The sequence below is a fragment of the Cellulophaga sp. F20128 genome (genome assembly GCF_023015805.1).
Taxonomy (GTDB): Bacteria; Bacteroidota; Bacteroidia; order Flavobacteriales; family Flavobacteriaceae; genus Cellulophaga.
The window spans coordinates 63,668-89,093 of sequence record NZ_JALKBA010000004.1 but is presented as its reverse complement, the minus strand read 5'-3'; the positions used below and the strand labels follow the sequence as shown (position 1 = coordinate 89,093).

Genomic DNA, 25,426 nt, shown 5'->3' with positions numbered 1-25,426 from the left:
GTTAGTCTACTTCTTCAAAGTCGATATATTCACCAACCTTCTTGGATGGATTCGCTTTTAAATCTGTCTTTTTATTTGGGTATGCTTTCTCCTTATTCTCCGGATTCCCAGAATTTTGTTGAGCAAATTCATCAAACTTTTTCTTTAAATGTTGTTCTGTTTTCTTCGCTGCATAATTAAGCATTTTTGGAGCAAATAATCGCACTAAATATTTTATTAGGTAGTAAACCCCAATAATTACCAGAATGGTTATTAAAAAATCCATAATTGTTTTAAAAATTTATATCAAAAATACAATTCTGTCGTTGTATATAGAGAGTAAAACTCTTAAAATAATTATAAAAGTGACTTTAGATAACCACAATAGTATGAAAAAATTAAAAATTGGATTCCTTTATATTCTTATCGTGCTACCTTTTTTGGGAATTTCACAATATACAGATGTGATTAACTCTAACAGACCGGGTAAATCTGTAAGTGCATATGCTATTGGAACTAATGTATTACAGTCAGAATTTGGAATATCCTATGAAAAACAAGACCACAATACACTAAACACCTCTTCTGTCTTTTTAGGGGCCGATATAGCTCTTAGGTATGGGCTGCTATTTGAAGAATTAGAACTGTATTACGAAGGGACCTTTGTAAATGAAAATCGAAGTTTTTCTAACGTTGGTTTTCCTGATGAGAAATACACGGCATTTAAACGAAATAGATTAGGACTTAAATATTTAATTTATGATCCCTATAAGAATGAGGAGCGAAATAAACCCAATTTGTACAGCTGGAAGGCGAACAATAGGTTTCAACTTAAAAATTTAATCCCTGCAATTTCTGTATATGGAGGTGCCAATTTTGTATTGGGAGACAATCCGTACTACCCCAATGAAGCTATAATTTCACCAAGAGCTATGATTGCCACACAAAGTAGGTTATCGCCTAAATTTGTGCTTATCACTAATGTTGCCTATGATAGAATTGGAACAGACTTTCCTGAATGGAATTATATTATATCCTTATCTCACGCGCTTAGAAATCCGAAGTGGAGTGTATTTGCAGAAAATCAAGGAATAAAAAGTGATCGGTATGCCGACGTTATTTTTCGTGGAGGTGCAGCCCACTTATTAGGAAAGAATATGCAAGTAGACGTACATATAGGAGCCAACATTAAGGACACTCCTACCCGATTATTTGCGGCGGCCGGATTTTCATATCGATTGGATATGCACAAGGATAAGGAAATTGCTATTGAAGATCAAAATGCCACAGGCAAAGACGGGAAAATTAGAAAGAAGGATTTAAAAAGGGCTCGAAAAAAGGCCAAATCCAAAAGTAAGAAAAACAAAAACTCTAAAAGGACGCCTCAAGAAATTGATGAAATTGAATTTTAGTTACGATCTCGTAAACTTTTAAACAACAAGCTTTCTCTTATAGATTAATATTCCTAATATTGGACTTACAAAATATTTTAGAATATGATTACTGTAGTAGAAGCCACATCAAAGGCCGATTTAAAGAAATTTGTAAAGGTTCCATTCGCTATTTACAAAGATTCTCCCTATTGGGTACCCCCTATAATTAGTGATGAATTAAATACTTTTGACAAGGAAAAAAACCCCATTTTTAAAGATGCGGATGCTTGGTTCTTCCTAGCCTATAAAGACCATAAAATTGTTGGCCGAATTGCTGCTATTGTAAATTGGATAGAAGTAAAGGAACAGAAAGTAAAAAAAATGCGGTTTGGCTGGTTCGATTTTTATGATGATACCGCCATATCTGATGCCCTTTTACAAAAGGTTGAAGAAATTGGCAAACAAAATAACTTAGAATATATGGAAGGACCTGTAGGTTTTTCTAATTTGGATAAAGTTGGTGTTGTCACTGAGGGCTATGAACATATTGGCAATATGATTACATGGTATAACCACCCCTATTATGTAAAACATTATGAACAATATAGCCTTGTAAAAGAAAAGGAATACCTAGAAAACAAGTTTCCTTTTGCCAATGCAAAACCAGAGTTCTTTGCAAGGATACAAGAATTAGTAAAAAAAAGATATCAATTACGAGCGCTTAATTTTACAAAGACCAAGGATGTAATGCCTATGGCAGACAAGATGTTTGATCTATTTAACGATTCTTATGCTTCCTTGTCTTCTTTTGTTCCCATTAACGATATTCAAAAAGAGCATTTTAAAAAGAAATACATTAGCTTTATTAACCCAGAATACATCAAATTTGTTGTGGATAAAGACGATAATCTTGTCGCTTTTTCTATTGTAATGCCATCCTTTTCTAAAGCCTTACAAAAAGCAAAAGGAAAACTTTTCCCCTTTGGCGCTTACCATTTACTAAAAGCAAAAAAACATAGCAAAGAAGTTATATTTTACCTCATAGGCGTACATCCAGAATACCAAAACAAGGGGGTTACTGCCATTCTTTTTAATGAATACCACAAAACATTTAAGGAAAAAAACATACTAAATTGTATAAGAACTCCAGAATTAGAAGAAAACACAGCAATTAGACAACTTTGGAAAAATTTTGATCCAGAGATTTTTAGAAGACGTAGAACCTACAGAAAAAACATCTAGTTGATGTATAGATCACCAAAAAAAAAATCCCAAGTAATACTTATTACTTGGGATTTTTTATATGAAATAAAATAGACTATTCGCCCATAGCAGCTGCTACAGCAGCAGAAAGTCTTTTGTAGGTACCGTTATTCAAACGTTCACGTATGGCATCAAAAGCGTTTAATGTCACTGCTATATCTTCTAGTGTATGGGTAGTAGTAGGAATCATTCGCAATAGAATTAACCCCTTAGGAATTACCGGATACACCACAATAGAACAGAAAATACCATAGTTTTCTCTTAAATCCCTAACCAAAGCCATAGCTTCTGGTATACTTCCATTTAAGAATACAGGTGTTACACAACTGGTTGTTGTTCCTATATCAAAACCACGTTCTTTTAATCCGCTTTGCAATGCATTTACATTTTCCCAAAGCTTATTTTTTAGTTCTGGCATTGTTTTAAGCATATCTAAACGCTTTAATGCCCCAACAACAAGCTGCATTTGCAATGATTTTGCAAACATTTGAGAACGCAAATTGTATTTTAAATAATCAATAATTTCTTTATCAGCAGCAATAAACGCTCCTGTACTGGCTAAAGATTTTGCAAAGGTGGCAAAGTACACATCAATATCATCTTGAACGCCTTGCTCTTCACCTGCTCCTGCCCCCGTTTTACCTAAGGTACCAAAACCGTGTGCATCATCAACTAAAAACCTAAAATTGTATTTTTTCTTAAGTGCTACAATCTCTTTCAATTTTCCTTGCTCCCCACGCATTCCAAAAACACCTTCAGAGATTACTAAGATACCTCCTCCAGTTTGATCTGCCATTTTGGTAGCACGCTCTAAATTTTTCTCTAAACTTTCTACATCGTTATGCTTATAGGTAAATCGTTTCCCCATATGCAAACGAACACCATCAATAATACAGGCGTGCGAATCTACATCATATACAATGATATCATCCTTAGAAACCAAGGCATCAATGGTCGAAACCATACCCTGATATCCAAAGTTTAATAAATAAGCAGATTCCTTATTTACAAATTGCGCTAATTCATTTTGAAGTTTTTCGTGTAAATCTGTATGACCAGACATCATTCGAGCACCCATTGGATAAGCAGAACCGTAATCTGCGGCTGCTTGCGCATCAACCTTACGAACTTCAGGATGATTTGCCAAACCCAAGTAATCATTAACACTCCAAGTAATAACTTCCTTCCCTTGGAATTTCATTTTATTGGAAATAACTCCTTCTAATTTAGGGAAAACAAAATATCCCTCGGCTTGCGAAGCCCATTTTCCTAATGGACCCTTGTTTGCTAGTATTCTATCAAATAAATCTCTCATCTAAGCTGTTTTGGCTGTTTGCAAAAATATAGAATTTTGGCAAGTTTTCATAACAATTTCACGAACAAAAAAAAACAATGAAATTTATTTCATTGTTTTTAATATTTATTGGACAATTTGTTTGTTATTTAACAAATTGAATTTCTGGTTTTTCCTCTGCTTTTACTGCATTTAAGAAGCCTTGCGCTTCCATCCATTCATCGCTATATATTTTACTCATATATCGTGAACCGTGGTCTGGAAATATAATTACGACCCTACTATTTTGATTAAACTCTCCTTCTGCGTACAATTGTTTTACCGCTTGCATAGCAGCACCACATGTATAGCCTGCAAAAATACCTTCTTTACTAGAGATTTCTCTTGCAGTATGTGCACTTTCTTCGTCAGATACCTTAACAAACTTATCTATAACATCAAAATCTGTAGCGCCAGGAATCAAATTCTTTCCCAAACCTTCAATACGGTAGGGATAAATTTCATTTGCATCAAATTCACGAGTTTCATGGTATTTTTTTAATACAGAACCGTATGCATCTACACCAATAACTTTTACTTTTGGGTTTTGCTCTTTCAAGTACATAGCGGTTCCTGAAATAGTACCTCCAGTGCCACTACAAGCAATTAAATGAGTAATATTACCATTGGTTTGTTCCCAAATTTCCGGCCCAGTAGAACGGTAATGCGCCATTCTATTTAACGCATTAAAATATTGATTTATATAGATAGATCCTTCCGTTTCTTGGTGTAATCTTTTGGCTACTTCATAATATGACCGCGGGTCATCTGCACTAACATGTGCTGGGCAAACATAGACCTGTGCTCCCATAGTACGAAGCATATCAATTTTATCTGGTGAAGATTTAGAGCTAACGGCAAGAATACAATTGTATCCTTTTACAATACTTGCCATAGCGATACTAAAACCCGTATTGCCAGAAGTAGTCTCTATAATTGTACTCCCTTCTTTTAAGATTCCTTTTTTCTCTGCTTCTTCAATAATATGAATAGCAATTCTATCTTTTGCAGAATGACCAGGATTAAAAGCTTCAACCTTGGCATAATACTCTCCTTCAAAAGACTCAGTAATTTTATTAATTTTAATTAGTGGTGTATTTCCAATTAATTCTAAAATATTACTGTAGGCATTGATTTTATTTTCCATGCGTGTTTGGTTATAGATTGATAAGATTTGTTGATTTACTTATCAATTACGTGGCAAATTTAGTTATTTTTTTTTAAATCTTAATTTTACCTTCTAAATCTAGCAAAAATGCATATTCTTTGGCCACCTCTTTTAGGGCTTCAAACCTACCGGATGCACCGCCATGACCAGCTTCCATATTGGTATCTAAAAACAATAAATTAGAATCTGTTTTTAGGTCTCTTAGTTTAGCAACCCACTTTGCTGGCTCCCAATATTGTACTTGGGAATCATGTAAACCTGTGGTCACCAAAATCGTTGGATAAGCTTGCGCAACAACATTATCATATGGTGAATATGATTTCATATAATCATAATAATCTTTAACGTTAGGATTTCCCCACTCGTCATATTCTCCCGTTGTTAGCGGAATAGACTCATCGAGCATAGTTGTAACCACATCTACAAAAGGAACACTTGCAACAACACCATTATAAAGTTCTGGCGCCAGGTTTAAAATTGTACCCATTAACAAACCTCCTGCTGACCCTCCAGAAGCATATAGGTGGTCTTTACTTGTATATTTCTGTTCAATTAAATGAGTAGAACAGTCAATAAAATCTGTAAACGTATTTTTCTTTTGCAAGAGCTTTCCGTTTTCATACCATTTTCTTCCCAAATATTCACCACCCCTAATATGTGCAATTACATAGATAAATCCTCTGTCTAGCAAACTTAAACGAACCGTTGAGAAATAAGGATCAATGGTATACCCGTAAGAACCATAAGCATATTGCAGTAACGGACTGCTACCATCTAATTTTGTGTCCTTATGGTAAACTACGGACATTGGTATTTTTACACCATCTCTAGCCGTGGCCCAAATGCGTTCAGACTTATAGTTGTTTTTATCAAAAGTACCGCCTAAAACCTCTTGTTCTTTTTTAATTTCTTTGGATTTGTCATCCATATTAAAATCGATAACAGCACTAGGATTGGTTAAGGAGTTATAGCCATACCTTAAAATATTAGTATCAAAATCTGGGTTTGCGCCTACATAAGCAGTATAGGTTTCGTTTTCAAAAGGCAGATAATAAGCGGCATAAGTATCCCAGCGAACTATCTTTAAATTATTTAATCCATTTTCCCGTTCAGAAAGTACATAATAGGCTTTAAAAATATCGATATCTTCCAATAAAACACCTTCCCGGTGCGGGATAAATTCTTTCCAATGGTCGGCTTCCGTTGCATTCTCATCACATTTCATCAATTTAAAATTAAAGGCCTTATCCTTATTGGTAAGTACAAAGAATTCATTACCATAATGTGCAATGGAATACTCTAAACCTCTTTTTCGTTTCGAGAATATCTTAAATTCCCCATCTGGATTTGATGTTTCCAAAAAACGATACTCCGTTGTTAGGGTACTAGAGGATCCTATGACTATATATTTTTTAGATTTTGTCTTATATATAAAGGAGCTAAAGGTTTCGTCTTTTTCCTCATAAACCAATACATCTTCTGTAGCAGCTGTCCCTAATTTATGCTTGTATATTTTATCGGACCGTAAGGTTACCGGATCCTTTTTTGTATAAAACAAGGTTTTGTTATCTGCAGCCCAAACACTACTTCCTGTTGTATTTTCAATGACGTCTTCATAAACCTCTTCCGTCGTTAAATTTTTAATTTTTATAGTATACTCTCTTCTTGATATTGTATCTACGCCAAAAGCAGCCAAATTATTATCTGAACTAATAGAAATTCCGCCCAAATTAAAATAATCATGCCCTTTGGCCAATTCATTACAATTAAACATAATTTCTTCCGCAGCCTTCTCTTCTCCTTTATGTCTCGCAAATATTGGATATTCCTTGCCTATTTCATAACGTGTTGTATACCAATACCCATTTTGCTTATATGGTACAGAGGCATCATCTTCTTTAATGCGACCTTTCATCTCTTCAAACAAAGTAGTTTGAAAGTCTTTGGTATGAGCCGTTAAGGTATTGTAGTATGCATTTTCTTCTTCCAAATAAGCAATGACCTCTTTGTCTTCCCGATCATTAAGCCAATAGTAATCATCAATTCGAACATCATTATGTTTTGTTAGCTCTTTAGGGTTCTTTTTTGCAACAGGAATTTTAATGGTTGCCATAGGCTTATTCTTAGTATTACATGAAGTCGCAAAAATAAGGCTAACTAAAAGAACTAAGCATTGTTTTATGATTTTCATTTTTAAAATTGAATTAAAAAACATTTTAGTAATTTTGGATATCTAACTAAATTACAAAATATGTTTGGAGATATGATGGGAATGATGGGTAAACTTAAAGAAACCCAAAAAAAAGTGGAAGCTCAAAAGCAGAGACTGCATACGGTTTTAATCGATGAAAAATCCAGTGATGATGGATTAAAAGTAACTATAACTGCCAACAGAACAATCAAAAATATAGAAATAAGTGATGCCCTATTAGCAAACAAAGAACAACTTGAAGATCATCTAATTAGCACCCTAAACAGAGCAATAGAAAGAGCTACACAAATTAATGAAATAGAACTAGCTGCCGCTGTAAAAGACGGATTACCCAATATTCCAGGAATGGATTCGTTATTTAAATAGATTGGCAAAATTATTGCTATTACTTTAAAAAAAGGAACATGAAATATATAATCCTACTCTTTTTAATACCCTTTGCATTTGGAATTCAACAAGACTATAGCAGCAATGACGGTGTAGAATGGCAGACAGATTTTAACACGGCACTAAAAAAGGCCAAGAAGCAGGATAAAAAAATTCTAATTTATTTTACTGGAAGCGATTGGTGTGGACCATGCAAACTATTAAAAAAAGATTTGTTCGACACCAATGAGTTTCAAGAGATTGCTAAAAATTACGAGCTACTATATATCGATATACCCAGAAAAAAAGGGGTCATTTCTACGGAACAATTGAAACATAATATGGACCTTATGGCTCAATTAAACAAACGCGGTGTTTTCCCCAATTTAAAAGTATTAAACAAGGAAGGAAAAGAGATGGGAGCGCTTTCAGGGTATAATAACGATGGTAATATACAAAAACATATAAAGTTCCTTAAAAAACACATCGAATAAAATAGAATGACACTACATTTAAAAGGGCTTTCAAAATAATTGAAAGCCCTTTTAATTTGGCAATCTGTACTAAATAATTTTATATCTTTAAGCAAAAGATAAATGCATGATTCAAATAGTAGAGAACGATAATGGCACCTTTACATTTCATCTAAAAACTGAAAATAATATTATTTTATTACAAGGTGCTATTTTTAGTAGCAAGGAAGAAATAGAAGCAATCATCAAAACAATTACTACATCACTTCATGATCAAGGCATTTTTGAACGAAAAACAGCGACTACAGGTAAATTTCTTTTTAACCTTAAAAGTTTAGAGGGAAAAGTTATCGGCACCAGTCAGTTATACAGTTCTGAAGCTGGCATGGAAAATGGTATTAAAAATTTTAAAACTAGTATGATTTTAAACACCAAATTATAGCCCTTTTAAAATAGTCATAAACTTGTCATGCATAGCAGCTGTATAATCTAAATGTGTTACCATACGTAGCTTTCCTTGACCCATTCCAATAATTGTTACATTGTTCTTTTTTAGTAGTTCTAAAAAAGCAGGGAGTGTCATAAAGGTTTCGTCCAATTCAAATATAACAATATTGGTTTCTATGGGTTCTACACTTTTAACAAAGCTTAAAGTTGCAAGGGTTTCACCTATTTCTTTAGCTTTTTTATGATCTTCTACCAAGCGACCCAAATGGTTGTCCAAAGCGTAAATACCAGCTGCTGCTAAAAATCCAGCCTGACGCATTCCCCCACCCAACACTTTCCGAACCCGTATTGCTCTTTGAATATCTTTGGCAGTTCCTAGAAGAACAGACCCAACGGGGCAGCCCAAGCCTTTACTTAAGCAAACACTGATGGTATCAAACAAAGAGCCGTATTGCTCACACGATTCCCCCTTGGCTACTAAGGCGTTCCACAGTCGAGCTCCATCTAAATGATACCCCAACTTATGGGTGTCGCAAACCGTTCTAATTGCTTTTAGCGCTTCAAAATCCCAACAAGCACCTCCACCCCTATTGGCCGTATTTTCTATACACACCAATGAAGTTAATGGACTGTGGTAAAAATCTGGCGGATTAATCGCGGCTACAATTTGTTCAGCCTTCATCATTCCCCGATGACCATCGACCAATTTGCAAGAGACACCGCTATTAAAACTAACTCCTCCTCCTTCATAATTATACACATGAGCATACTTGTCGCAAATCAACTGATCGCCCGGTTGTGTATGTAATTTGATTGCAGTTTGATTTGCCATAGTACCACTGGGGAAAAACAAGGCGGCCTCCATACCAAACATTGCCGCAATCTTACTTTCTAATTTATTTACTGTTGGGTCTTCTTTAAAAACATCATCTCCAACTTCAGCAGCTAATATAGCAGCTAACATACCTGCGGTAGGCTTGGTAACGGTATCACTGATAAGGTTAATTTTCATACGCTCGTTTTAGGTTTTGTTTGTGCAGTATTCTGTTGTATTTGGCCCGTATAAAAATAACGCGTTTATACCTTTGGCTAATACCCTTTTATGGGTTCTATTGTTCTATTTTTTTAAGATTTTCTAAATTTATATAAAATAGATTGCACAACCATAGTTATGTTCTATTTTTGCTTAAAATTATTAGAAATGATAACAACAGATCAGTACAAAGATCTATTAGATCGCCTTGGTGCGTTAAGGAGGTATCTTTGACGTTGATGCCAAGCTTATAGAGATCGAAAATGAAGAAGAAAAAACCTTAGCGCCTAATTTTTGGGATAATGCTCAAAGTGCCCAGGCACAGATGAAAACATTACAATCCAAAAAGAAGTGGGTAAAAGATTATGAGGATGCCAAAGTTTTGGTGGCCGATTTGGAAGTATTGTTAGAGTTTTTAAAAGAAGGAGAGGTTACCGCTGAAGAGGTTGAAACCCATTTCATCAAGGCTCAAACACATATTGAAAAGTTAGAGTTTAAGAACATGCTTTCTGAAGAAGGTGATGAACTCCCTGCTATTTTACAAATAACCGCGGGTGCTGGGGGAACAGAAAGTTGCGATTGGGCAGCAATGCTAATGCGCATGTACCTTATGTGGAGTGAGAAAAATGGATATAAAATCAAAGAGCTCAATTACCAAGGGGGCGATGTTGCTGGCATTAAAACCGTAACCTTAGAAATTGAAGGTGACTTTGCTTTTGGATGGTTAAAGGGAGAAAATGGTGTTCATCGACTGGTCCGTATTTCTCCGTTTGATAGCAATGCAAAAAGGCATACCTCATTTGCATCTGTATACGTGTATCCGCTAGCGGATGAGAGTATTGAGATAGACATTAACCCTGCAGATATTGAAATTACAACAGCGAGGTCTAGTGGTGCTGGAGGCCAAAATGTGAACAAGGTAGAAACCAAGGTACAATTAAGCCACAAACCCTCTGGAATTCAAATTTCGTGTTCCGATTCTCGTTCCCAGCACGACAATAGGGCAACGGCTATGAAAATGCTTAAATCGCAATTGTATGAAATTGAATTGCGAAAAAAACAAGAAGCCCGTAGTGAAATTGAAGCTGGAAAAATGAAAATTGAATGGGGCTCTCAAATTAGAAACTATGTGATGCATCCTTACAAATTGGTAAAAGATGTACGCACGGCCGAAGAAACCGGTAATGTAGATGCTGTTATGGATGGCAATATTGATCCGTTTTTAAAAGCCTATCTTATGATGATGGGACAAAGAGACTATTAAATTATATAAGTATCTATTGAACAACAATTTAGTTTTCCACTATGGCATAAAATTTGTGGCCGTTAGGTTTAAAATACAAACTTTAAAATTAGGAAATTATGGGTGTAATAAAAATCTATATAAATGCATTTATCATTCTACTTCTAACTATCCCTGCTGTAAACGCGCAGCGTTATATTAATTTAGATGAACCTTTTCCGGTTGAAAAATTGCCAACAGAGAAATATTACAAAACTACATCATCTTCAAATCCCAAGAAGCAAACTCCTGAAGATATCATAGAAGTTTATATGCCAATAATTGCTGAAACTATCAAATTAGATTCAAACGAAGCATCATTGGTTAATACCACACTAGTTAAATACCTCAAAAAATCCTTGACACTGGACAAAGCTCAAATTCATAACGATTCCCTAAAGCTATATGTAAAAACGCTTGAAGAAAAACAATTGAACGAATTAAAAGCAATATTAACAAAATCAAAATTTGAAGCTTATGTTAATTTAAGAGAAACGATGTATTATAGAAAACGTCCTTCTTTCAAATTATTCCAAATTTTCCCATATTAAAGAATGATTAAAATATACCACAACCCCCGCTGTTCTAAATCGCGCCAAGGACTGCAACTACTGCAAGATTCGGGTAAAGAATTTGAAGTAGTTCAGTATCTAAAAGATACTCCTACGAAAAAGGAATTAGTTCATATTATAGAATTACTTAATTGTACGCCTCTGACACTTGTTCGTAAGAATGAAGCCATTTGGAAAGAAAATTACAAAGGCAAAGCACTAACTAACGACCAAATTATTGAGGCTATGCTAACACATCCTAAACTAATAGAAAGGCCCATAGTTATAAATGGAGATAAAGCTGTCATAGGAAGGCCTACAGAACTAATAGACACTATACTTTAAGTTGTCCAGAATTTTTCCGGATACTCAAGGGAATCAATTTAACAAACATTTAACCAAACAGAGTTAAACCTTGCTTTAATTTTGAAATCTAAATAACTCAGAAAGTTATGAAAACCAAGAAAGGATTTTTATTCACAGCAGTACTAATTATAGTAGCGGCTACAACGGTAGAAGCACAATATGGAAATGGATATGGAAATGAAGGCTATGGCAGACAAAGAAGTCAAATGCCACAAACACAGTCCAATGAAAAACCAGAACCTTTAACTGCAGAAGAGATTGTAGAGTTACAGATGCCAATAATTATTGAATCTATTGATCTCAATGATTTTGAAAAAGCAATTGTAAGCACCACACTTACAAAGTATATTAAAAAATACATGCAGCTTCAAATTTTGAAATTAGAAGGCGATATAATGAAGGAAAGTATAGAAAGACTTCGCAAAGAACAATCTGAGGAATTAAAAGCAGCCTTGCCAGAAGAAAAGTATGAGGCATATGTGGCATTAGAAGAGAGTGGTTTTAAAAAAGCCAAAAAAAGAAAAAAGAAAAAACCTAAAAAGTAAGAATGAAAAAAGCATTTTCCTTATTGTTATTATGTACAACTTTAATTATTCAAGCACAGGGCCCTAATCCAAACAGTGCAACAAACAACCCAAAAAAAATAAAAATCACAGGTACTGTAGTTGATCAAGAAACTGGCAGACCTTTAGAATATGCAACTTTAATACTTCAAAGCGTTGTAGACCCCACCATCCTAACTGGAGGTATAACAGATGAACAAGGAAAATTTAATGTTACCGCAGATGCTGGCAATTACGATATTAGGATTGAATTCTTATCTTATAAAACGTACAGCTTAACCAATCAATCTTTATCAAAATCTATAGATTTAGGTGTCATTAAGCTAGGCTTAAATGCCGAAGAATTAGAAGGTGTAGAAGTTGTTGCCGAAAGGACAACAGTAGAAATTAGATTGGATAAAAAAATATACAATATTGGTAAAGATATTGCTAATAGTGGCGCAAACATAAGCGATGCACTAAACAATGTGCCGTCGGTTACCGTTGATATAGACGGAGCCATTAGTTTGCGAGGAAATGAGAATGTTAGAATTCTTATTAACGGCAAGCCATCTGCTATGGCTGGTTTTGGATCAACAGATGCATTGCGCCAGTTGCCGGCAGATGCCATTGAAAAGGTTGAAGTTATTACCAGTCCGTCTGCTAGATACGATGCTGAAGGGACTGCAGGTATTTTAAACATCGTCCTAAAAAAGGAAAAAACACTTGGCTTTAACGGATCCTTGAACACTACTTTTGGTTACCCATTATCATCACAAATTAATACAAACCTCAATTTAAGGACTACCAAATTTAACCTTTTTAACACCCTTGGGTATTCGTACAGAGAGTCTCCAGGAAGTGGGTATTTTGACAATACCTATGCAAGTGGAGATTTTGATAGAATCATAGAAGATAGAGCTATTGAAAGAAAAGACAAAGGGTTTAATGCAAATATAGGAGCAGAGTATTTTATTTCTGAAAAGTCTTCTGTGACGGCCAGTGTTTTTGGTCGTATTTCTGATGAATCTGATATTACGGAAAATGATAACATACGGTACCTAGATTCGGATATTGCAAGTAGAACCTTCCGTTCTGAAGGAGATTCTGAAGACGATAAAAGTTACCAAGTATCCTTAAACTACACCAATAGCTTTAATGAAGACGGCCATAAGTTAACCGGTGATTTTCAATACTCTAAGGATGTTGAAGATGTTTTAACAACCATTGAGGAAAACAGTACAGTTCCTCTAAATGAATTGTTAGCTCGAGAAAACGTTTATAAAGATGAAATACAGAATGAATACTTGTTCCAAATGGATTATGTACTTCCTATGGGAGATGCACAATTTGAAGCAGGCTATAGAGGAAATTTTGAACAAAGTATAAACGATTACCAGTTAGATACCTTAAATCAAAATTCTGGGCAATATGAAACAAATTTAGATTTAACAAACAAGTTTACTTACGATGAAAACGTAAATGCCGTGTATTCACAATACGGAAACAAATTTGGTAAATTTTCTTTTTTATTAGGTTTACGTTTAGAGAATACGCAACTAAAGGGAAGTGTGGTTTCTGAATATGACGCTGAAGCCTTGCAAGATATTATAGGACAAGATGTTGATTTAAATTTTGATAAAAATTATTTAGGTCTTTTTCCTACTCTTAATTTTATTTTTGAATTAAACGAGATGGAAAATATTTCTTTAGGCTACAATAGAAGAATTAACAGACCTAGAGGATATTACATCAACCCATTTCCGTCTAGATCCAGTAGAACCAATGTCTTTCAAGGGAATCCTGACCTAGATCCTGCCTATGCAAATGCATTTGATTTAGGCTACTTAAAACGATGGGATAAGTTAACCTTAACCTCTTCCATTTATTACCAAAAAGAAACTAATGCTTTTGAACGAATTCAAGAAGAGACAGGCGAGGTTACTTCTGATGGTATTAGAATCATAAGATCTATACCTATTAATTTATCTACCAATGAACGTGTTGGGGCTGAAGCTGGGGTAATGTACAATCCTTCCCAATGGTTGCGACTTAATGGAAGCTTTAACTTCTATCAATTTCAGACAGAAGGTGTTTTTAACACGGTAGATTACGGTGCAAAAAATACGAGTTGGTCTTCACGCCTAAGTGCTAAAGTTACTTTACCAACCAAAATAGAATGGCAAACAAACGGATACTTTCGCGGTCCTTCTGAAAACTCTCAAACAAAATCGAGTTCTATGTTTTTCTTAAGTATGGCTTTTAGTAAAGATGTATTTGGAGATAATAGTACAATAACCTTTAATGTAAATGATGTATTTAATTCTGCCATCAGAAAATCATTTACAGAAACGGCATTCTTTACTTCAGACAGTGAATTTCAATGGAGACAAAGATCTTTTACTTTAGGTTTAGTCTATCGCTTTAATCAACCTAAAGGAAAGGCCAATCAAAGACAGCAACAAAATTATAATGATAGTGAAGGAGAATTTTAATCATTCCTTGAAAAAAGAACATAAAAAAAGAGGCTAATAAGCCTCTTTTTTTTATTCTGTACGTTTCGCTTTCCTAGCGGCACGTTTTTCTTTAATCAGTTCTATGATTGATCCACCCAACCAATATGGGATCACAAAAGTTAGTAAAAATATCATTAACCAAAACCCTATTGTAAGGATAGTTAAAAAAGCTAAAAAACCTAAATACTGGTCAAATTCAAACATAAGTAATTTCTTTTTACGTTTACAAAGATACTTGTTAAGATGAATAGTACAAATCAATTTTTAAAAAAAATAAAATATTTTTTCAACGCATTAGATAATTGACGAAAATTACTTGTAAGAAATCATAACAGTCAATTTAATTTGTAATAAAATTCTCTATTATAATAAATTTTCATATCATTACATTACAATATTTAATTGGATTTATTTTTGGAACAATAAACAGTCCGCAATTCAATAAGCATAACATTTCCTACTAGATAAGTTTATGAAATTTGAGATTTAGATATTTAATTAATGAAAAAAATCAGCCTTCCAATTCTTTTGCTTTTTGCTTTCCTATCTCATTCACAAAGCACTTTAAAAAAAATTAAAATAACAGGAACTGTGGTTAGTCAAGAGACTAGTCAGCCACTGGAATATGCAACGGTGATCTTGCAAAACACGAATAACCCTGCTTTGGTAACTGGTGGAATTACCAATCAAAAAGGGAAATTCAACATTACCGTAGACGCTGGTTATTACGATATTTTAGTAGAGTTTATTTCCTATAAGACCTATGAAAAGAAAAAATACAAGTTTTTAAATTCTAAGGATTTTGGTGAAATAAAATTAGCACAAAAAGCAGAACAATTGGCAGGTGTAGAACTTATAGCCGATAAAACTACGGTAGAACTTCGCTTGGATAAAAAAATATACAATGTAGGAAAAGATCTCACTGTAATTGGTGGTTCGGCCTCAGATGTTTTAAACAACATTCCTTCCGTTTCAGTAGATGCTCAAGGAACTATAAGCCTAAGAGGTAATACCAACGTTAAAATATTAATTAACGGAAAACCCTCTACCCTTTCTGGAATTAGCCCAGAAGCCCTCAAACAAATGCCTGTTAGCTCTATAGAAAAGGTTGAAGTAATTACAAATCCATCTTCAAAATACAGTTCTTCTGGTTCTGCTGGTATTTTAAACATCATTTTACGGAAAAACAAAAAATCGGGTATTAGCGGATCGGTTTCAACCACATTTTCGGATCCCAAATCCCAAAAAATTGGAACTGTTCTCAATTTAAAACGGAAGAATTTTAACTTGTTCAGCAATACAGCCTACACCGATAGGGAAAGACCTGGTTATTCCTTATTCAATAATGATTTTTATGACTCAAGTGGCATTACTACGGGTTATGAAAATGAATACCGTTCTCTAGATCGACACAGTAAAAATCTAACTGCAACACTTGGCTTAGAAATCCTTCTTAATACTTCTAGTAGTCTTACCAATTCTATTAGCTATACAAAAACTACGGGTCTTGATCATACGGGTATATCCATCATTAATTTTGATGAACCCAGCGATTTTTTAGTAAACAGAACCAGAAATACTGTGGAAGATAGTCAACTAGAGACCGTAAGTTACGCTGCAAATTACAATAAAAAATTTAATGCTAAAGGCCATTTATTAACTGTAGATTATCAATACACAAGAAGTTTAGAATTAGAAGACAGAGCTATTTCTGAAGCCTTCGAAATAGGAAGTAATAATTGGTTATTTGATAAAGCGATCACCGATAACCACGAAATAAGTCAGCTTTTACAAGTAGATTATATCCTACCCTTTGGACAAGCATACAATTCAAAAATAGAATTGGGGTATAGCGGTGTTTTTGATAATTACCATATAAATTATCTTGAAGGCGCTATTATAAATAATAGTTTTGTTAAAAATTATAATTTCAGCAACGATCTTGTTTACAACCAAAAAGTAAATGCAGCCTACCTTCAATTTGGTCAAGGTTTTAATAAGCTAACAATTTCTGCCGGAATGCGTGTAGAAAACACCGATGTATCTGTTCTTTTAACGAATTCCCATACGGTAGATAACAAATCGTATACAAACTGGTTTCCCTCATTATTTTTAGGGTACGAACTTAGCACTAAGGAAAAGTTAAGTTTAAATTTTAGCAGCCGAATAGGTAGACCCACAGCTGGAAACTTAAACCCCTTTCCCAATAGAGTTAGTAAAACCAACCTCTATTATGGCAACCCGGACCTCACCTCTATGTTCACCAATTCATTTGAGTTTAATTACCTGAACAAATGGAATAAAATTACTTTTACATCTGCACTTTACTACAAAAGAACCAATGACGTATTGCAAAATGTTACCATAGAAACAGGAGACACAGAAACAATAACAAGCAACGGAACTGATCTAAATGCTCCAATAATAGCAAAAACCAAAAGAAACATCGGGAAGGAAGATAGGTACGGTATCGATGTAACCACAACCTTTGTTCCTCTTAAAGATTATAGATTTTCCTTAAACACCCTGCTTTACAAACAAAATCTAACAGGAACTTATGTATATCATTCCGTTACTAATGAAATAATTAATACCAATTTTGAGGCCAACCAAGTTAGTTGGTTTTCTAAATTTAGTGCAAAATTTCCGCTAATTTACAAGGTAGATTTTCAGTCAAATTTTTACCATATTGGCCCCAATACAAATTCTCAAACCAAAACCAAAAGTTTAACTCGGTTAGACATTGCCTTGAGCAAGTCTATATTAAAAAACAAGGCATCAATTTCTATTGGAGTTACTGATATTTTCAATCAATATATCCGGTATTCAGAAACCCAGCTTTCCAATTCCCAATCGTATAACGAACTACAATCTGACCAAAGAAATATTAGAGCTACCTTTACCTATAAATTGAATTGATCTATTTCATAAAGACCTACTTCAAAGCAGCCTGGGTCCCCTACTAAAATCATAATACCTACTATTTTTTAACCCGGAGACTGAAGTAAATATTCCGAACATAAAAAGGTGATTGTTTATAGTTTCATCCAAATCTAGCCTTAAAATAGTCAAAATTATTTTCACAATATTGTACCTTTGCAGCTATAAAAATTTAGTATAATGAGCTTTAGAATCGAAAAAGACACAATGGGTAAGGTAGAAGTACCTTCAGATAAATATTGGGGAGCACAAACAGAACGCTCTAGAAACAATTTTAAAATTGGCCCTGCTGCTTCTATGCCTTTAGATATAGTATATGGTTTTGCTTATTTAAAAAAAGCGGCTGCCTATACAAATTGTGAATTAGGTGTTTTAGCAGAGGAAAAGAGAGATTTAATTGCTACCGTTTGTGATGAAATTTTAGCAGGAAAACACAATGACCAATTTCCGCTTGTAATTTGGCAAACAGGTTCTGGCACACAGAGTAATATGAATCTGAATGAGGTAATAGCCAACAGGGCTCATGAAATTGCTGGTCATGTAATTGGTGAAGGTGAAAAAACCATTCAACCCAATGATGATGTCAATAAATCGCAATCTTCTAACGATACTTTTCCAACAGGAATGCATATTGCTGCGTATAAAAAAATTGTGGAAAACACGATTCCAGGTGTAAAACAACTGCGAGATACTTTGGATAAAAAATCGAAGGAATTCGCCAAAGTAGTAAAAATTGGAAGGACGCATCTTATGGATGCCACCCCCCTAACCTTAGGTCAAGAATTTTCGGGCTATGTATCTCAATTAAATCACGGTCTAAAGGCTTTAGAAAACACATTGCCACATTTAAGCGAACTAGCTTTAGGTGGTACTGCTGTTGGTACCGGTTTAAATACACCTGCAGGATATGATGTACTTGTAGCAAAATATATTGCAGAATTTACAGGCTTACCTTTTATAACAGCAGAAAATAAATTTGAAGCACTTGCTGCACATGATGCCATCGTTGAAAGCCATGGTGCTTTGAAGTTACTAGCCGTATCTTTAAATAAAATTGCTAATGATATTAGAATGATGGCCTCTGGTCCACGTTCGGGTATTGGTGAAATAATTATCCCTGCAAATGAACCGGGTAGTTCAATTATGCCAGGAAAAGTGAATCCTACGCAATGTGAAGCCTTAACTATGGTTTGCGCTCAGGTTATGGGTAATGATGTAGCCATTTCCGTGGGTGGCACACAAGGGCATTACGAACTTAATGTTTTTAAGCCAATGATGGCAGCCAACATTTTACAATCGGCCGAATTACTAGGAGATGCTTGTGTTAGTTTTACAATTAATTGTGCGGTAGGTATTGAGCCCAACTACGCCATTATTAAAGAATTATTGAACAACTCTTTAATGCTTGTTACAGCTCTAAATACTAAAATAGGGTATTACAAAGCGGCAGAAATAGCCAATACAGCACATAAAAACGGGACTACGCTTAAAGAAGAAGCTATTAACTTAGGTTACGTTACAGCCGAACAATATGATGATTGGGTAAAACCAGAAGAAATGGTGGGAACCTTAAAATAATCCCATTTTGCACTAAATAAAGGGTATAATCATAATGATTATACCCTTTATTTATGCAAAAAAATGAATAGTGTTTCTTATTTTAATTCAAACTCGTTTTTAGCTAAAATCTTTAATTTTGAATCATAAACGATAGCCATATATTTTCCTTTTTGGAAATCACCTGCTGGTTTGTTTACGTAATCACAGACATCTAAATTCTTATTCTCATAGTAAAAAGCAGTTCCTTTGCTATATGCTAAAGAAGCACCGTTCTCATTGGTTGTTGTATTTCCTTCACCTAAAACGTTGCCTTGAGGATCTAAAACTTCAATAAAGAATTGCTTATCGCCCGCTTGTGCAATAGCATTGTCTGCAATAGTAAAACATACTTTAATTTTATCCGTAGATCGAGCTCTTGTTGTAGAAACTAATTTTCCGCTGTTACGTTCTCTTACCGCATCTACAGAGAATTTCGATAAATTTAAGGCAGAACCTTTTTCAACAGCATCCGCTAATTGGGTGTTTTGTACAACCAGAGAATCATTAAATACCGTTTGTCTCGATAATTCTTGATACGTACTATCTCTTTCCATAGCTAATAAAGAATTAGACTGCGTTAAGGAGTCCACTTTCTTAAGTAAAAAAGCTCTTTCCTTCTTTAACAAATCTACTTGTCTTCTGTATCTAGAAAGTGAGGTAATATCGGCCTTCATAGTCTTCACAGAATCAATATATTTTGTAATTCTGTCTCTAGCCTCTACCAATTCTTCATTGGTAGCATTACTCTCCATAATTGCTTTGTCGTATTCAGACTGCAAACTAGTTAAGTCATTTACAACATACTCTTTTTCTTGAGTCAAAACTGTTTTGGTCTTTTCTCTGTCTTTATATAATGATACTGTATAGGCTAAAGAGCCTAACAATCCCACACCTAATAAAACCGCAATGACCTTTAATCCTGTATTACTTTTTTTCTCATTCATAACAATACTATTAATTCTCTATTATTTATTAACTTTACAAAGCTAATCTATTGGTTCAAGTTTATATACGATTTAATTTAACATTTAGATTTTTTGCATTTTAAAATCTGATTAAAGTCATAATTAATCGTTTAACGGTAAATTTCATTTAAACCTATTGGTCTGTATGAAATAATATAAATTCCATAGAGTACTGTCTAAGCCTTATGATCTAGTCTCCAACTAAGCCAATGAAGAACGAAGAAAAAGCGATCCAAACTGTCTATTTTAGTATTATAGGTAATGTCTGTTTGGCTATAATAAAAGGATTTGCTGGTTTTTTTGGAAATTCATATGCCTTAATCGCTGATGCCATTGAATCTACCACCGATATTTTTTCTTCCTTATTGGTATTGTTTGGACTTAAGTACGCCAAAAGACCAGCCGATAAAAATCATCCCTATGGTCATGGTAAAATTGAACCGCTAATCACCTTTACTGTAGTTGCCTTTCTTGTGACTTCGGCTACAATTATTGCCTATGAAAGTATTCAGAATATTTTAACTCCCCATAAAATACCAAAAGCATGGACCTTAATTGTATTGGGCTGTATTATTTTATGGAAGGAAATAGCATACCGTATTGTTCTAAAAAAAAGTAAGGAAACAAACAGTTCTTCGTTGAGAGCAGATGCATGGCACCATAGAAGTGATGCTATAACCTCAATTACAGCGTTTATTGGAATTTCAATTGCTATAATCTTTGGCAAAGGGTATGAAACTGCAGACGATTGGGCAGCACTTTTGGCGTCATTCTTTATCTTATACAACAGCTACTTAATTTTTAGACCCGCCTTAGGTGAAATTATGGATGAGCAACGTTATGATGACCTTATTGTAATAATTAGAGAGAAATCCATGCATGTAGAAGGAGTCCTAGGTACAGAAAAATGTTTTGTTCGAAAAATAGGAATGAAATACCATGCAGATCTACACGTCATTGTCAATGGATCAGTTTCCGTAAAAATAGGACACGACATTGCGCATAATTTAAAAGATTATTTGCGGCAAAAAATTCCTAATTTAGCAGAAGTACTTATTCATATAGAACCCGATAAATAAAAAACTAATCATAGATCGAATCCTAAAAATAAATCATATGAAAACAACTATTTACATTCTATCCGTATGTGTTTTTACCTTAATGAGTTGTAAAGACAAGAAGGAAACCACAGAGGATATTGCAATTGAACCTATAGTTACCGAGGAAATTAAAGCGCAAGCCGACTTAAAAATTATCCCAATTGAACATGCTACCCTTGTTTTAGAATGGGGAGAAACTACAGTATATGTTGACCCTATTGGTGGCGCAGAAGCATTTGCTGGGCAGAAACAGCCCGATTTAATTTTGATAACTGATATTCACGGTGACCACTTTAGCGTGGAAACACTACAAGCCTTGAATACTAGCAAAGCCAAAATCATAGTACCACAGGCCGTGGCAGATAAAATTCCTTCTGAATTTACACCCCAATTGGATATTTTATCTAATGGAGAATCTAAAGAACGGTATGGAATCACAGTAACTGCCATTCCCATGTATAATTTACGGGAAGAAGCTCTTAAATTTCACGAAAAAGGAAGAGGAAATGGTTACCTAGTAACAAAAGGTGATGAACGCATTTACTTTTCAGGCGATACGGAAGATATTCCAGAAATGCGTGCCTTGCAAAATATAGATAAGGCTTTTATTTGCATGAACCTGCCTTATACAATGACCGAAGAAAGTGCCGCATCTGCTGTTTTAGAATTTAAACCAAAACAGGTTTACCCTTATCATTACCGAGGAAAACCGGATGTTAGTGATGTGTCACAGTTTAAAAAATTAGTAAATGAAGGTGATTCATCTATAGAAGTTATTCAATTAGATTGGTATCCAAAAAACGACTATTAAGCCTTCTTTAAAATATAAAAGCTCCTAAGGATAATTTCTCAGGAGCTTTTTAATACAGTAAACAGAATAATTATCGAATTAATTTTTTGTATTTGATACGCTTCGGTATTAAATCGCCACCCAAACGTTTCTTTTTATTTTCTTCATATTCTGAAAATGAACCTTCAAAGAAATACACCTGCGAATCTCCTTCAAAAGCTAAAATATGAGTACAAACACGATCTAAAAACCATCTATCATGCGAAATAACTACTGCACAACCTGCAAAATTGTCTAAACCTTCTTCCAAAGCTCTTAGGGTATTCACATCCAGATCATTGGTAGGCTCATCTAAAAGTAGCACGTTACCTTCTTCTTTTAAGGTCATGGCCAAATGCAAGCGGTTACGCTCACCTCCAGAAAGCATACTTACTTTTTTGTTTTGCTCGCTACCCGAAAAATTAAACCTACTTAAATAGGCTCTAGAATTTACTTGTTTGCCGCCCATCATAACCAACTCTTGTTCATCACTAAAGTTTTGCCAAATGGTCTTTTCAGTATCTATATTAGAGTGACTCTGATCTACATAGGCAATTTTTGCGGTATCACCCACTTCAAAGGAGCCTTTATCAGGAGTTTCTTCTCCCATAATCATTCTAAAAATGGTAGTCTTTCCAGCACCATTGGGTCCAATAATACCAACAATACCAGCTTGTGGTAAGTTAAAACTTAGATCTTCATACAACAATTTATCATCATAGGCTTTACTAACTCCCTTTGCCTCGATTACATTGGTACCTAAACGGGGACCATTGGGAATATAAATTTCTAATTTTTCATCAAGTTGTTTTTGATCTTGACTCATTAATTTATCGTAGTTCTTTAGACGAGCCTTTTGTTTCGTCTGCCTTCCTTTGGCACCTTGTCGTACCCATTCTAGCTCTCGTTCTAATGTTTTTTGGCGTTTGGAAGCTACTTTGCTTTCATCTGCCATTCGCTTGGATTTTTGTTCCAACCAAGAAGAATAGTTCCCTTTCCAAGGTATCCCTTCTCCCCTGTCTAATTCTAAAATCCATCCCGCTACATTATCTAAAAAGTACCTATCGTGGGTTACGGCAATAACCGTACCTTTATATTGCGCCAAATGATGTTCCAACCAATGTACAGATTCTGCATCCAAGTGGTTGGTAGGTTCATCTAATAATAGAATTTCTGGTTCTTGCAATAACAACCTACACAGGGCAACTCTTCTGCGTTCACCACCAGAAAGTACACTTATTTTTTTATCCCCTTCCGGCGTACGTAAGGCGTCCATGGCAATTTCTAGTTTGGTATCTAATTCCCAAGCATTGCTGGCATCTATCTGATCTTGCAATACGGCTTGCCTAGCCATTAACTTGTCCATTTTATCCGCATCAGAATACACTTCTTCTAAGCCAAACATATCGTTTATCTTATTGTATTCATCTAAGATAGCTACAGTTTCTGCAACCCCTTCTTTCACTATTTCTAGTACTGTTTTTTCTTCGTCTAATTGTGGTTCTTGTTCTAAATACCCAACATTGTATCCTGGAGAAAAAACTACATCGCCCTGGTAATTTTTATCCTGTCCCGCAATAATCTTTAATAGGGTAGATTTACCAGAGCCATTAAGACCTAAGATTCCAATTTTAGCCCCATAGAAGAAACTTAAATATATATTTTTAAGTACCGGAGTATTTGCCGTTTTAAAGGTCTTAGTAACCCCAGACATTGAAAAAATGACTTTTTTATCGTCAGACATATCTTAATTTATTTTTAATTTTTACTCTTAGCTTTTGTAACTAAACAAACTTTGTACTTTACACCCTTCCTTTTAGCGCATTAAAGACCCATGCAATGGCAAAAAAACCAATCCCTACGGATGCAAATCCCCATCCAGCTACATCATCATATCGAAACGCACCTAGTGCAATTAAGGCTAGACCTACAACGATCATAATAAATGTGGCCCATGCTAAAACTGTATTTTTATTCATCTTCATCTTTAGTTCGTTTATTAGTTGTCAAATATCGTAATTTTATAGCTAAAATACCTAATAAATTAGGCTTCAAAAGGGAAAACAATTCCTGAAATCTTCCTTATATCGTCTAATAAATTAATTAGATCTAAACTGTTTTGATGAGACCACAGACTACTTTCTAACTTTCCACTTCTAATACAGGCATTCACTTCCAAAATCTCATGGGCATAGCCCAAGCCTAATTTAGGAACTACCATTCTTTCCGTTTGCCCCTGGGTATTTAAAACAAGGTTTTCCGTATGATGCCACCTAGGCTCTAAAATTATACTGCCCTTGTCTCCTGTAATTTCGGCCTTAACCTCTGAATTGGAGGTTAACCCACTGTACAGTAATGCCTGTGCATTATCATAATTAAAAATAACTGAAATTTGTTTTTCGATTCCGGTGGAATGAAAATTTGCCGATGCCAGGATGTTTTTTGGTTTTCCCAAGATTAAATAGGCTAAAAACACAGGATAAATTCCTATATCTAACAAGGAGCCACCTGCTAAATTAGGATTTAACACCCTTCCCGTTGCTGGTCTATCCATTCCGTAAAAAGCAAAATCAACATTCATATGAGTCACAGCACCAATGGTGTTATTCCCAATTAAAACCTTGGTTTGGATTATGGATGGCAAAAACCTACTCCACAAAGCCTCCATTAAAAACACCTTGTTCTTTACTGCTGCCGCAATCATTCTTTTTAATTGCGATGCATTTACAGCCATGGGTTTTTCACACAAAATATGTTTACCACAACTCATAGCTTCAATACTTAACTCAGCGTGTAAGGTATGTGGAGTGGCAATATAAATAACATCCACTTCGGTACAATGAAACAAACTGGTATAACTATCATACGCATTTTTTACATTGTATTTCGATGCAAATTTTTCAGCCTTCTCCCTACTTCGGGAGGCTACAGATACCAATTCTGTATCCTTGACTACACTTAGGTCCTGAGCAAATTTTTCTGCTATATTTCCCAAGCCCACTATTCCCCAACGTATTTTTTGTGTCATTTTATTTCTCTTAGTTCTAATTTTATCAAAGTTAATGAATCTCATATATATTATTCAGCTT

The 25,426-nt window shown here is 34.7% G+C and carries 24 protein-coding genes; 14 read left to right on the top strand and 10 right to left on the bottom strand.

Annotated features, from left to right (window positions below; all coding sequences use genetic code 11):
• Nucleotide 1: 1 nt before the first annotated feature.
• On the bottom strand, nucleotides 2-265 hold the full coding sequence (locus MWU65_RS05725) for a DUF4834 family protein (protein WP_247076223.1): 264 nt from the start codon (nucleotides 263-265) through the stop codon (nucleotides 2-4).
• Between the two features lie 103 nt (nucleotides 266-368).
• Between MWU65_RS05725 and MWU65_RS05720 the strand changes: the two genes are divergently transcribed.
• Together MWU65_RS05720 and MWU65_RS05715 are read left to right on the top strand one after the other, a co-directional pair.
• A complete protein-coding gene (locus MWU65_RS05720) occupies nucleotides 369-1,391 on the top strand; it encodes a transporter (RefSeq protein ID WP_247076222.1) in 1,023 nt (340 codons plus the stop codon).
• Between the two features lie 84 nt (nucleotides 1,392-1,475).
• Nucleotides 1,476-2,594: a GNAT family N-acetyltransferase gene (locus MWU65_RS05715; protein ID WP_247076221.1), complete on the top strand. Its 1,119-nt coding sequence runs from the start codon at nucleotides 1,476-1,478 to the stop codon at nucleotides 2,592-2,594.
• Nucleotides 2,595-2,670: 76 nt separating this feature from the next.
• Here the strand turns inward: MWU65_RS05715 and MWU65_RS05710 are convergent, their stop codons facing one another.
• The 3 genes from MWU65_RS05710 to MWU65_RS05700 form a co-directional block, all read right to left on the bottom strand.
• On the bottom strand, nucleotides 2,671-3,930 hold the full coding sequence (locus tag MWU65_RS05710; RefSeq protein WP_247076220.1) for an aminotransferase class I/II-fold pyridoxal phosphate-dependent enzyme: 1,260 nt from the start codon (nucleotides 3,928-3,930) through the stop codon (nucleotides 2,671-2,673).
• 124 nt (nucleotides 3,931-4,054) lie between these two features.
• Nucleotides 4,055-5,095 (bottom strand): cysteine synthase family protein, encoded by a 1,041-nt coding sequence (locus MWU65_RS05705; protein WP_247076219.1) that lies wholly within the window; start codon nucleotides 5,093-5,095, stop codon nucleotides 4,055-4,057.
• A gap of 73 nt (nucleotides 5,096-5,168) precedes the next feature.
• Nucleotides 5,169-7,307: a S9 family peptidase gene (locus tag MWU65_RS05700; RefSeq protein WP_247076218.1), complete on the bottom strand. Its 2,139-nt coding sequence runs from the start codon at nucleotides 7,305-7,307 to the stop codon at nucleotides 5,169-5,171.
• Nucleotides 7,308-7,367: 60 nt separating this feature from the next.
• On the opposite strand from MWU65_RS05700, the gene MWU65_RS05695 reads away from it, so the two are divergent.
• The 3 genes from MWU65_RS05695 (at nucleotide 7,368) to MWU65_RS05685 (ending at nucleotide 8,609) form a co-directional block, all read left to right on the top strand.
• On the top strand, nucleotides 7,368-7,694 hold the full coding sequence (locus MWU65_RS05695) for a YbaB/EbfC family nucleoid-associated protein (protein ID WP_247076217.1): 327 nt from the start codon (nucleotides 7,368-7,370) through the stop codon (nucleotides 7,692-7,694).
• A gap of 38 nt (nucleotides 7,695-7,732) precedes the next feature.
• Nucleotides 7,733-8,188 (top strand): thioredoxin family protein, encoded by a 456-nt coding sequence (locus MWU65_RS05690; protein WP_247076216.1) that lies wholly within the window; start codon nucleotides 7,733-7,735, stop codon nucleotides 8,186-8,188.
• A 106-nt stretch (nucleotides 8,189-8,294) separates the two neighbouring features.
• Complete coding sequence (locus MWU65_RS05685; RefSeq protein ID WP_247076215.1) at nucleotides 8,295-8,609, top strand: YegP family protein; 315 nt, start codon at nucleotides 8,295-8,297, stop codon at nucleotides 8,607-8,609.
• On the opposite strand, the gene MWU65_RS05680 is transcribed toward MWU65_RS05685, so the two are convergent.
• Nucleotides 8,604-9,626 carry a GntG family PLP-dependent aldolase gene (locus MWU65_RS05680; protein WP_247076214.1) on the bottom strand — a complete coding sequence of 341 codons (1,023 nt, stop codon included), beginning with the start codon at nucleotides 9,624-9,626 and terminating at the stop codon, nucleotides 8,604-8,606. The two genes, MWU65_RS05685 and MWU65_RS05680, sit on opposite strands and share 6 nt — an antisense overlap.
• 189 nt (nucleotides 9,627-9,815) lie before the next feature.
• Between MWU65_RS05680 and prfB the strand changes: the two genes are divergently transcribed.
• From prfB to MWU65_RS05655, 5 genes are all read left to right on the top strand, one after another.
• A protein-coding gene (gene prfB, locus MWU65_RS05675) for a peptide chain release factor 2 (protein ID WP_247076213.1) occupies nucleotides 9,816-10,911 on the top strand; the annotation gives its coding sequence in 2 pieces (ribosomal slippage) (nucleotides 9,816-9,878 and nucleotides 9,880-10,911; 1,095 coding nt in all).
• Between the two features lie 98 nt (nucleotides 10,912-11,009).
• A complete protein-coding gene (locus tag MWU65_RS05670) occupies nucleotides 11,010-11,480 on the top strand; it encodes a hypothetical protein (RefSeq protein WP_247076212.1) in 471 nt (156 codons plus the stop codon).
• Between the two features lie 3 nt (nucleotides 11,481-11,483).
• Nucleotides 11,484-11,825 carry an arsenate reductase (glutaredoxin) gene (gene arsC, locus MWU65_RS05665; protein WP_247076211.1) on the top strand — a complete coding sequence of 114 codons (342 nt, stop codon included), beginning with the start codon at nucleotides 11,484-11,486 and terminating at the stop codon, nucleotides 11,823-11,825.
• A gap of 107 nt (nucleotides 11,826-11,932) precedes the next feature.
• Nucleotides 11,933-12,391, top strand: coding sequence for a hypothetical protein (locus MWU65_RS05660; protein ID WP_247076210.1), 459 nt, complete (start codon nucleotides 11,933-11,935; stop codon nucleotides 12,389-12,391).
• A gap of 2 nt (nucleotides 12,392-12,393) precedes the next feature.
• Nucleotides 12,394-14,883, top strand: coding sequence for a TonB-dependent receptor (locus MWU65_RS05655; protein ID WP_247076209.1), 2,490 nt, complete (start codon nucleotides 12,394-12,396; stop codon nucleotides 14,881-14,883).
• A gap of 51 nt (nucleotides 14,884-14,934) precedes the next feature.
• On the opposite strand, the gene MWU65_RS05650 is transcribed toward MWU65_RS05655, so the two are convergent.
• On the bottom strand, nucleotides 14,935-15,108 hold the full coding sequence (locus tag MWU65_RS05650) for a hypothetical protein (protein WP_247076208.1): 174 nt from the start codon (nucleotides 15,106-15,108) through the stop codon (nucleotides 14,935-14,937).
• A 297-nt stretch (nucleotides 15,109-15,405) separates the two neighbouring features.
• Between MWU65_RS05650 and MWU65_RS05645 the strand changes: the two genes are divergently transcribed.
• Complete coding sequence (locus tag MWU65_RS05645) at nucleotides 15,406-17,823, top strand: outer membrane beta-barrel family protein (RefSeq protein ID WP_247076207.1); 2,418 nt, start codon at nucleotides 15,406-15,408, stop codon at nucleotides 17,821-17,823.
• Between the two features lie 201 nt (nucleotides 17,824-18,024).
• Nucleotides 18,025-19,422 carry a class II fumarate hydratase gene (gene fumC, locus MWU65_RS05640; protein WP_247076206.1) on the top strand — a complete coding sequence of 466 codons (1,398 nt, stop codon included), beginning with the start codon at nucleotides 18,025-18,027 and terminating at the stop codon, nucleotides 19,420-19,422.
• A gap of 77 nt (nucleotides 19,423-19,499) precedes the next feature.
• On the opposite strand, the gene MWU65_RS05635 is transcribed toward fumC, so the two are convergent.
• Nucleotides 19,500-20,387: a hypothetical protein gene (locus MWU65_RS05635; protein WP_247076205.1), complete on the bottom strand. Its 888-nt coding sequence runs from the start codon at nucleotides 20,385-20,387 to the stop codon at nucleotides 19,500-19,502.
• Nucleotides 20,388-20,617: 230 nt separating this feature from the next.
• On the opposite strand from MWU65_RS05635, the gene MWU65_RS05630 reads away from it, so the two are divergent.
• Nucleotides 20,618-21,487: a cation diffusion facilitator family transporter gene (locus MWU65_RS05630; protein ID WP_247076204.1), complete on the top strand. Its 870-nt coding sequence runs from the start codon at nucleotides 20,618-20,620 to the stop codon at nucleotides 21,485-21,487.
• Between the two features lie 37 nt (nucleotides 21,488-21,524).
• Nucleotides 21,525-22,319 (top strand): MBL fold metallo-hydrolase, encoded by a 795-nt coding sequence (locus MWU65_RS05625; RefSeq protein WP_247076203.1) that lies wholly within the window; start codon nucleotides 21,525-21,527, stop codon nucleotides 22,317-22,319.
• A 70-nt stretch (nucleotides 22,320-22,389) separates the two neighbouring features.
• Here MWU65_RS05625 and ettA read toward each other — a convergent pair whose 3' ends face one another.
• The 3 genes from ettA to MWU65_RS05610 are packed head-to-tail and all read right to left on the bottom strand — an operon-like array spanning nucleotide 22,390 to nucleotide 25,365.
• Entirely contained in the window at nucleotides 22,390-24,081 is a 1,692-nt protein-coding gene (gene ettA, locus MWU65_RS05620; protein ID WP_247076202.1) for an energy-dependent translational throttle protein EttA, read from the bottom strand.
• 58 nt (nucleotides 24,082-24,139) lie between these two features.
• Entirely contained in the window at nucleotides 24,140-24,322 is a 183-nt protein-coding gene (locus MWU65_RS05615) for a CAL67264 family membrane protein (protein WP_247076201.1), read from the bottom strand.
• A gap of 59 nt (nucleotides 24,323-24,381) precedes the next feature.
• The gene (locus MWU65_RS05610) at nucleotides 24,382-25,365 is read right to left on the bottom strand and encodes a Gfo/Idh/MocA family oxidoreductase (RefSeq protein WP_247076200.1); all 984 of its coding nucleotides are present in this window, start codon (nucleotides 25,363-25,365) and stop codon (nucleotides 24,382-24,384) included.
• Between the last annotated feature and the right edge of the window lie 61 nt (nucleotides 25,366-25,426).

What these genes read in the sequence shown, in the direction of transcription:
- MWU65_RS05635 (WP_247076205.1), bottom strand. Translation starts at nt 20,387, where the DNA reads ATGAATGAGAAAAAAAGTAATACAGGATTAAAGGTCATTGCGGTTTTA.
- MWU65_RS05695 (WP_247076217.1), top strand. Translation starts at nt 7,368, where the DNA reads ATGTTTGGAGATATGATGGGAATGATGGGTAAACTTAAAGAAACCCAA.
- MWU65_RS05705 (WP_247076219.1), bottom strand. Translation starts at nt 5,095, where the DNA reads ATGGAAAATAAAATCAATGCCTACAGTAATATTTTAGAATTAATTGGA.
- MWU65_RS05615 (WP_247076201.1), bottom strand. Translation starts at nt 24,322, where the DNA reads ATGAAGATGAATAAAAATACAGTTTTAGCATGGGCCACATTTATTATG.
- arsC (WP_247076211.1), top strand. Translation starts at nt 11,484, where the DNA reads ATGATTAAAATATACCACAACCCCCGCTGTTCTAAATCGCGCCAAGGA.
- MWU65_RS05625 (WP_247076203.1), top strand. Translation starts at nt 21,525, where the DNA reads ATGAAAACAACTATTTACATTCTATCCGTATGTGTTTTTACCTTAATG.
- MWU65_RS05670 (WP_247076212.1), top strand. Translation starts at nt 11,010, where the DNA reads ATGGGTGTAATAAAAATCTATATAAATGCATTTATCATTCTACTTCTA.
- MWU65_RS05690 (WP_247076216.1), top strand. Translation starts at nt 7,733, where the DNA reads ATGAAATATATAATCCTACTCTTTTTAATACCCTTTGCATTTGGAATT.
- MWU65_RS05725 (WP_247076223.1), bottom strand. Translation starts at nt 265, where the DNA reads ATGGATTTTTTAATAACCATTCTGGTAATTATTGGGGTTTACTACCTA.
- MWU65_RS05710 (WP_247076220.1), bottom strand. Translation starts at nt 3,930, where the DNA reads ATGAGAGATTTATTTGATAGAATACTAGCAAACAAGGGTCCATTAGGA.
- MWU65_RS05720 (WP_247076222.1), top strand. Translation starts at nt 369, where the DNA reads ATGAAAAAATTAAAAATTGGATTCCTTTATATTCTTATCGTGCTACCT.
- MWU65_RS05685 (WP_247076215.1), top strand. Translation starts at nt 8,295, where the DNA reads ATGATTCAAATAGTAGAGAACGATAATGGCACCTTTACATTTCATCTA.
- fumC (WP_247076206.1), top strand. Translation starts at nt 18,025, where the DNA reads ATGAGCTTTAGAATCGAAAAAGACACAATGGGTAAGGTAGAAGTACCT.
- MWU65_RS05715 (WP_247076221.1), top strand. Translation starts at nt 1,476, where the DNA reads ATGATTACTGTAGTAGAAGCCACATCAAAGGCCGATTTAAAGAAATTT.
- MWU65_RS05630 (WP_247076204.1), top strand. Translation starts at nt 20,618, where the DNA reads ATGAAGAACGAAGAAAAAGCGATCCAAACTGTCTATTTTAGTATTATA.
- MWU65_RS05650 (WP_247076208.1), bottom strand. Translation starts at nt 15,108, where the DNA reads ATGTTTGAATTTGACCAGTATTTAGGTTTTTTAGCTTTTTTAACTATC.
- MWU65_RS05655 (WP_247076209.1), top strand. Translation starts at nt 12,394, where the DNA reads ATGAAAAAAGCATTTTCCTTATTGTTATTATGTACAACTTTAATTATT.
- MWU65_RS05660 (WP_247076210.1), top strand. Translation starts at nt 11,933, where the DNA reads ATGAAAACCAAGAAAGGATTTTTATTCACAGCAGTACTAATTATAGTA.
- MWU65_RS05700 (WP_247076218.1), bottom strand. Translation starts at nt 7,307, where the DNA reads ATGAAAATCATAAAACAATGCTTAGTTCTTTTAGTTAGCCTTATTTTT.
- MWU65_RS05680 (WP_247076214.1), bottom strand. Translation starts at nt 9,626, where the DNA reads ATGAAAATTAACCTTATCAGTGATACCGTTACCAAGCCTACCGCAGGT.
- MWU65_RS05645 (WP_247076207.1), top strand. Translation starts at nt 15,406, where the DNA reads ATGAAAAAAATCAGCCTTCCAATTCTTTTGCTTTTTGCTTTCCTATCT.
- MWU65_RS05610 (WP_247076200.1), bottom strand. Translation starts at nt 25,365, where the DNA reads ATGACACAAAAAATACGTTGGGGAATAGTGGGCTTGGGAAATATAGCA.
- ettA (WP_247076202.1), bottom strand. Translation starts at nt 24,081, where the DNA reads ATGTCTGACGATAAAAAAGTCATTTTTTCAATGTCTGGGGTTACTAAG.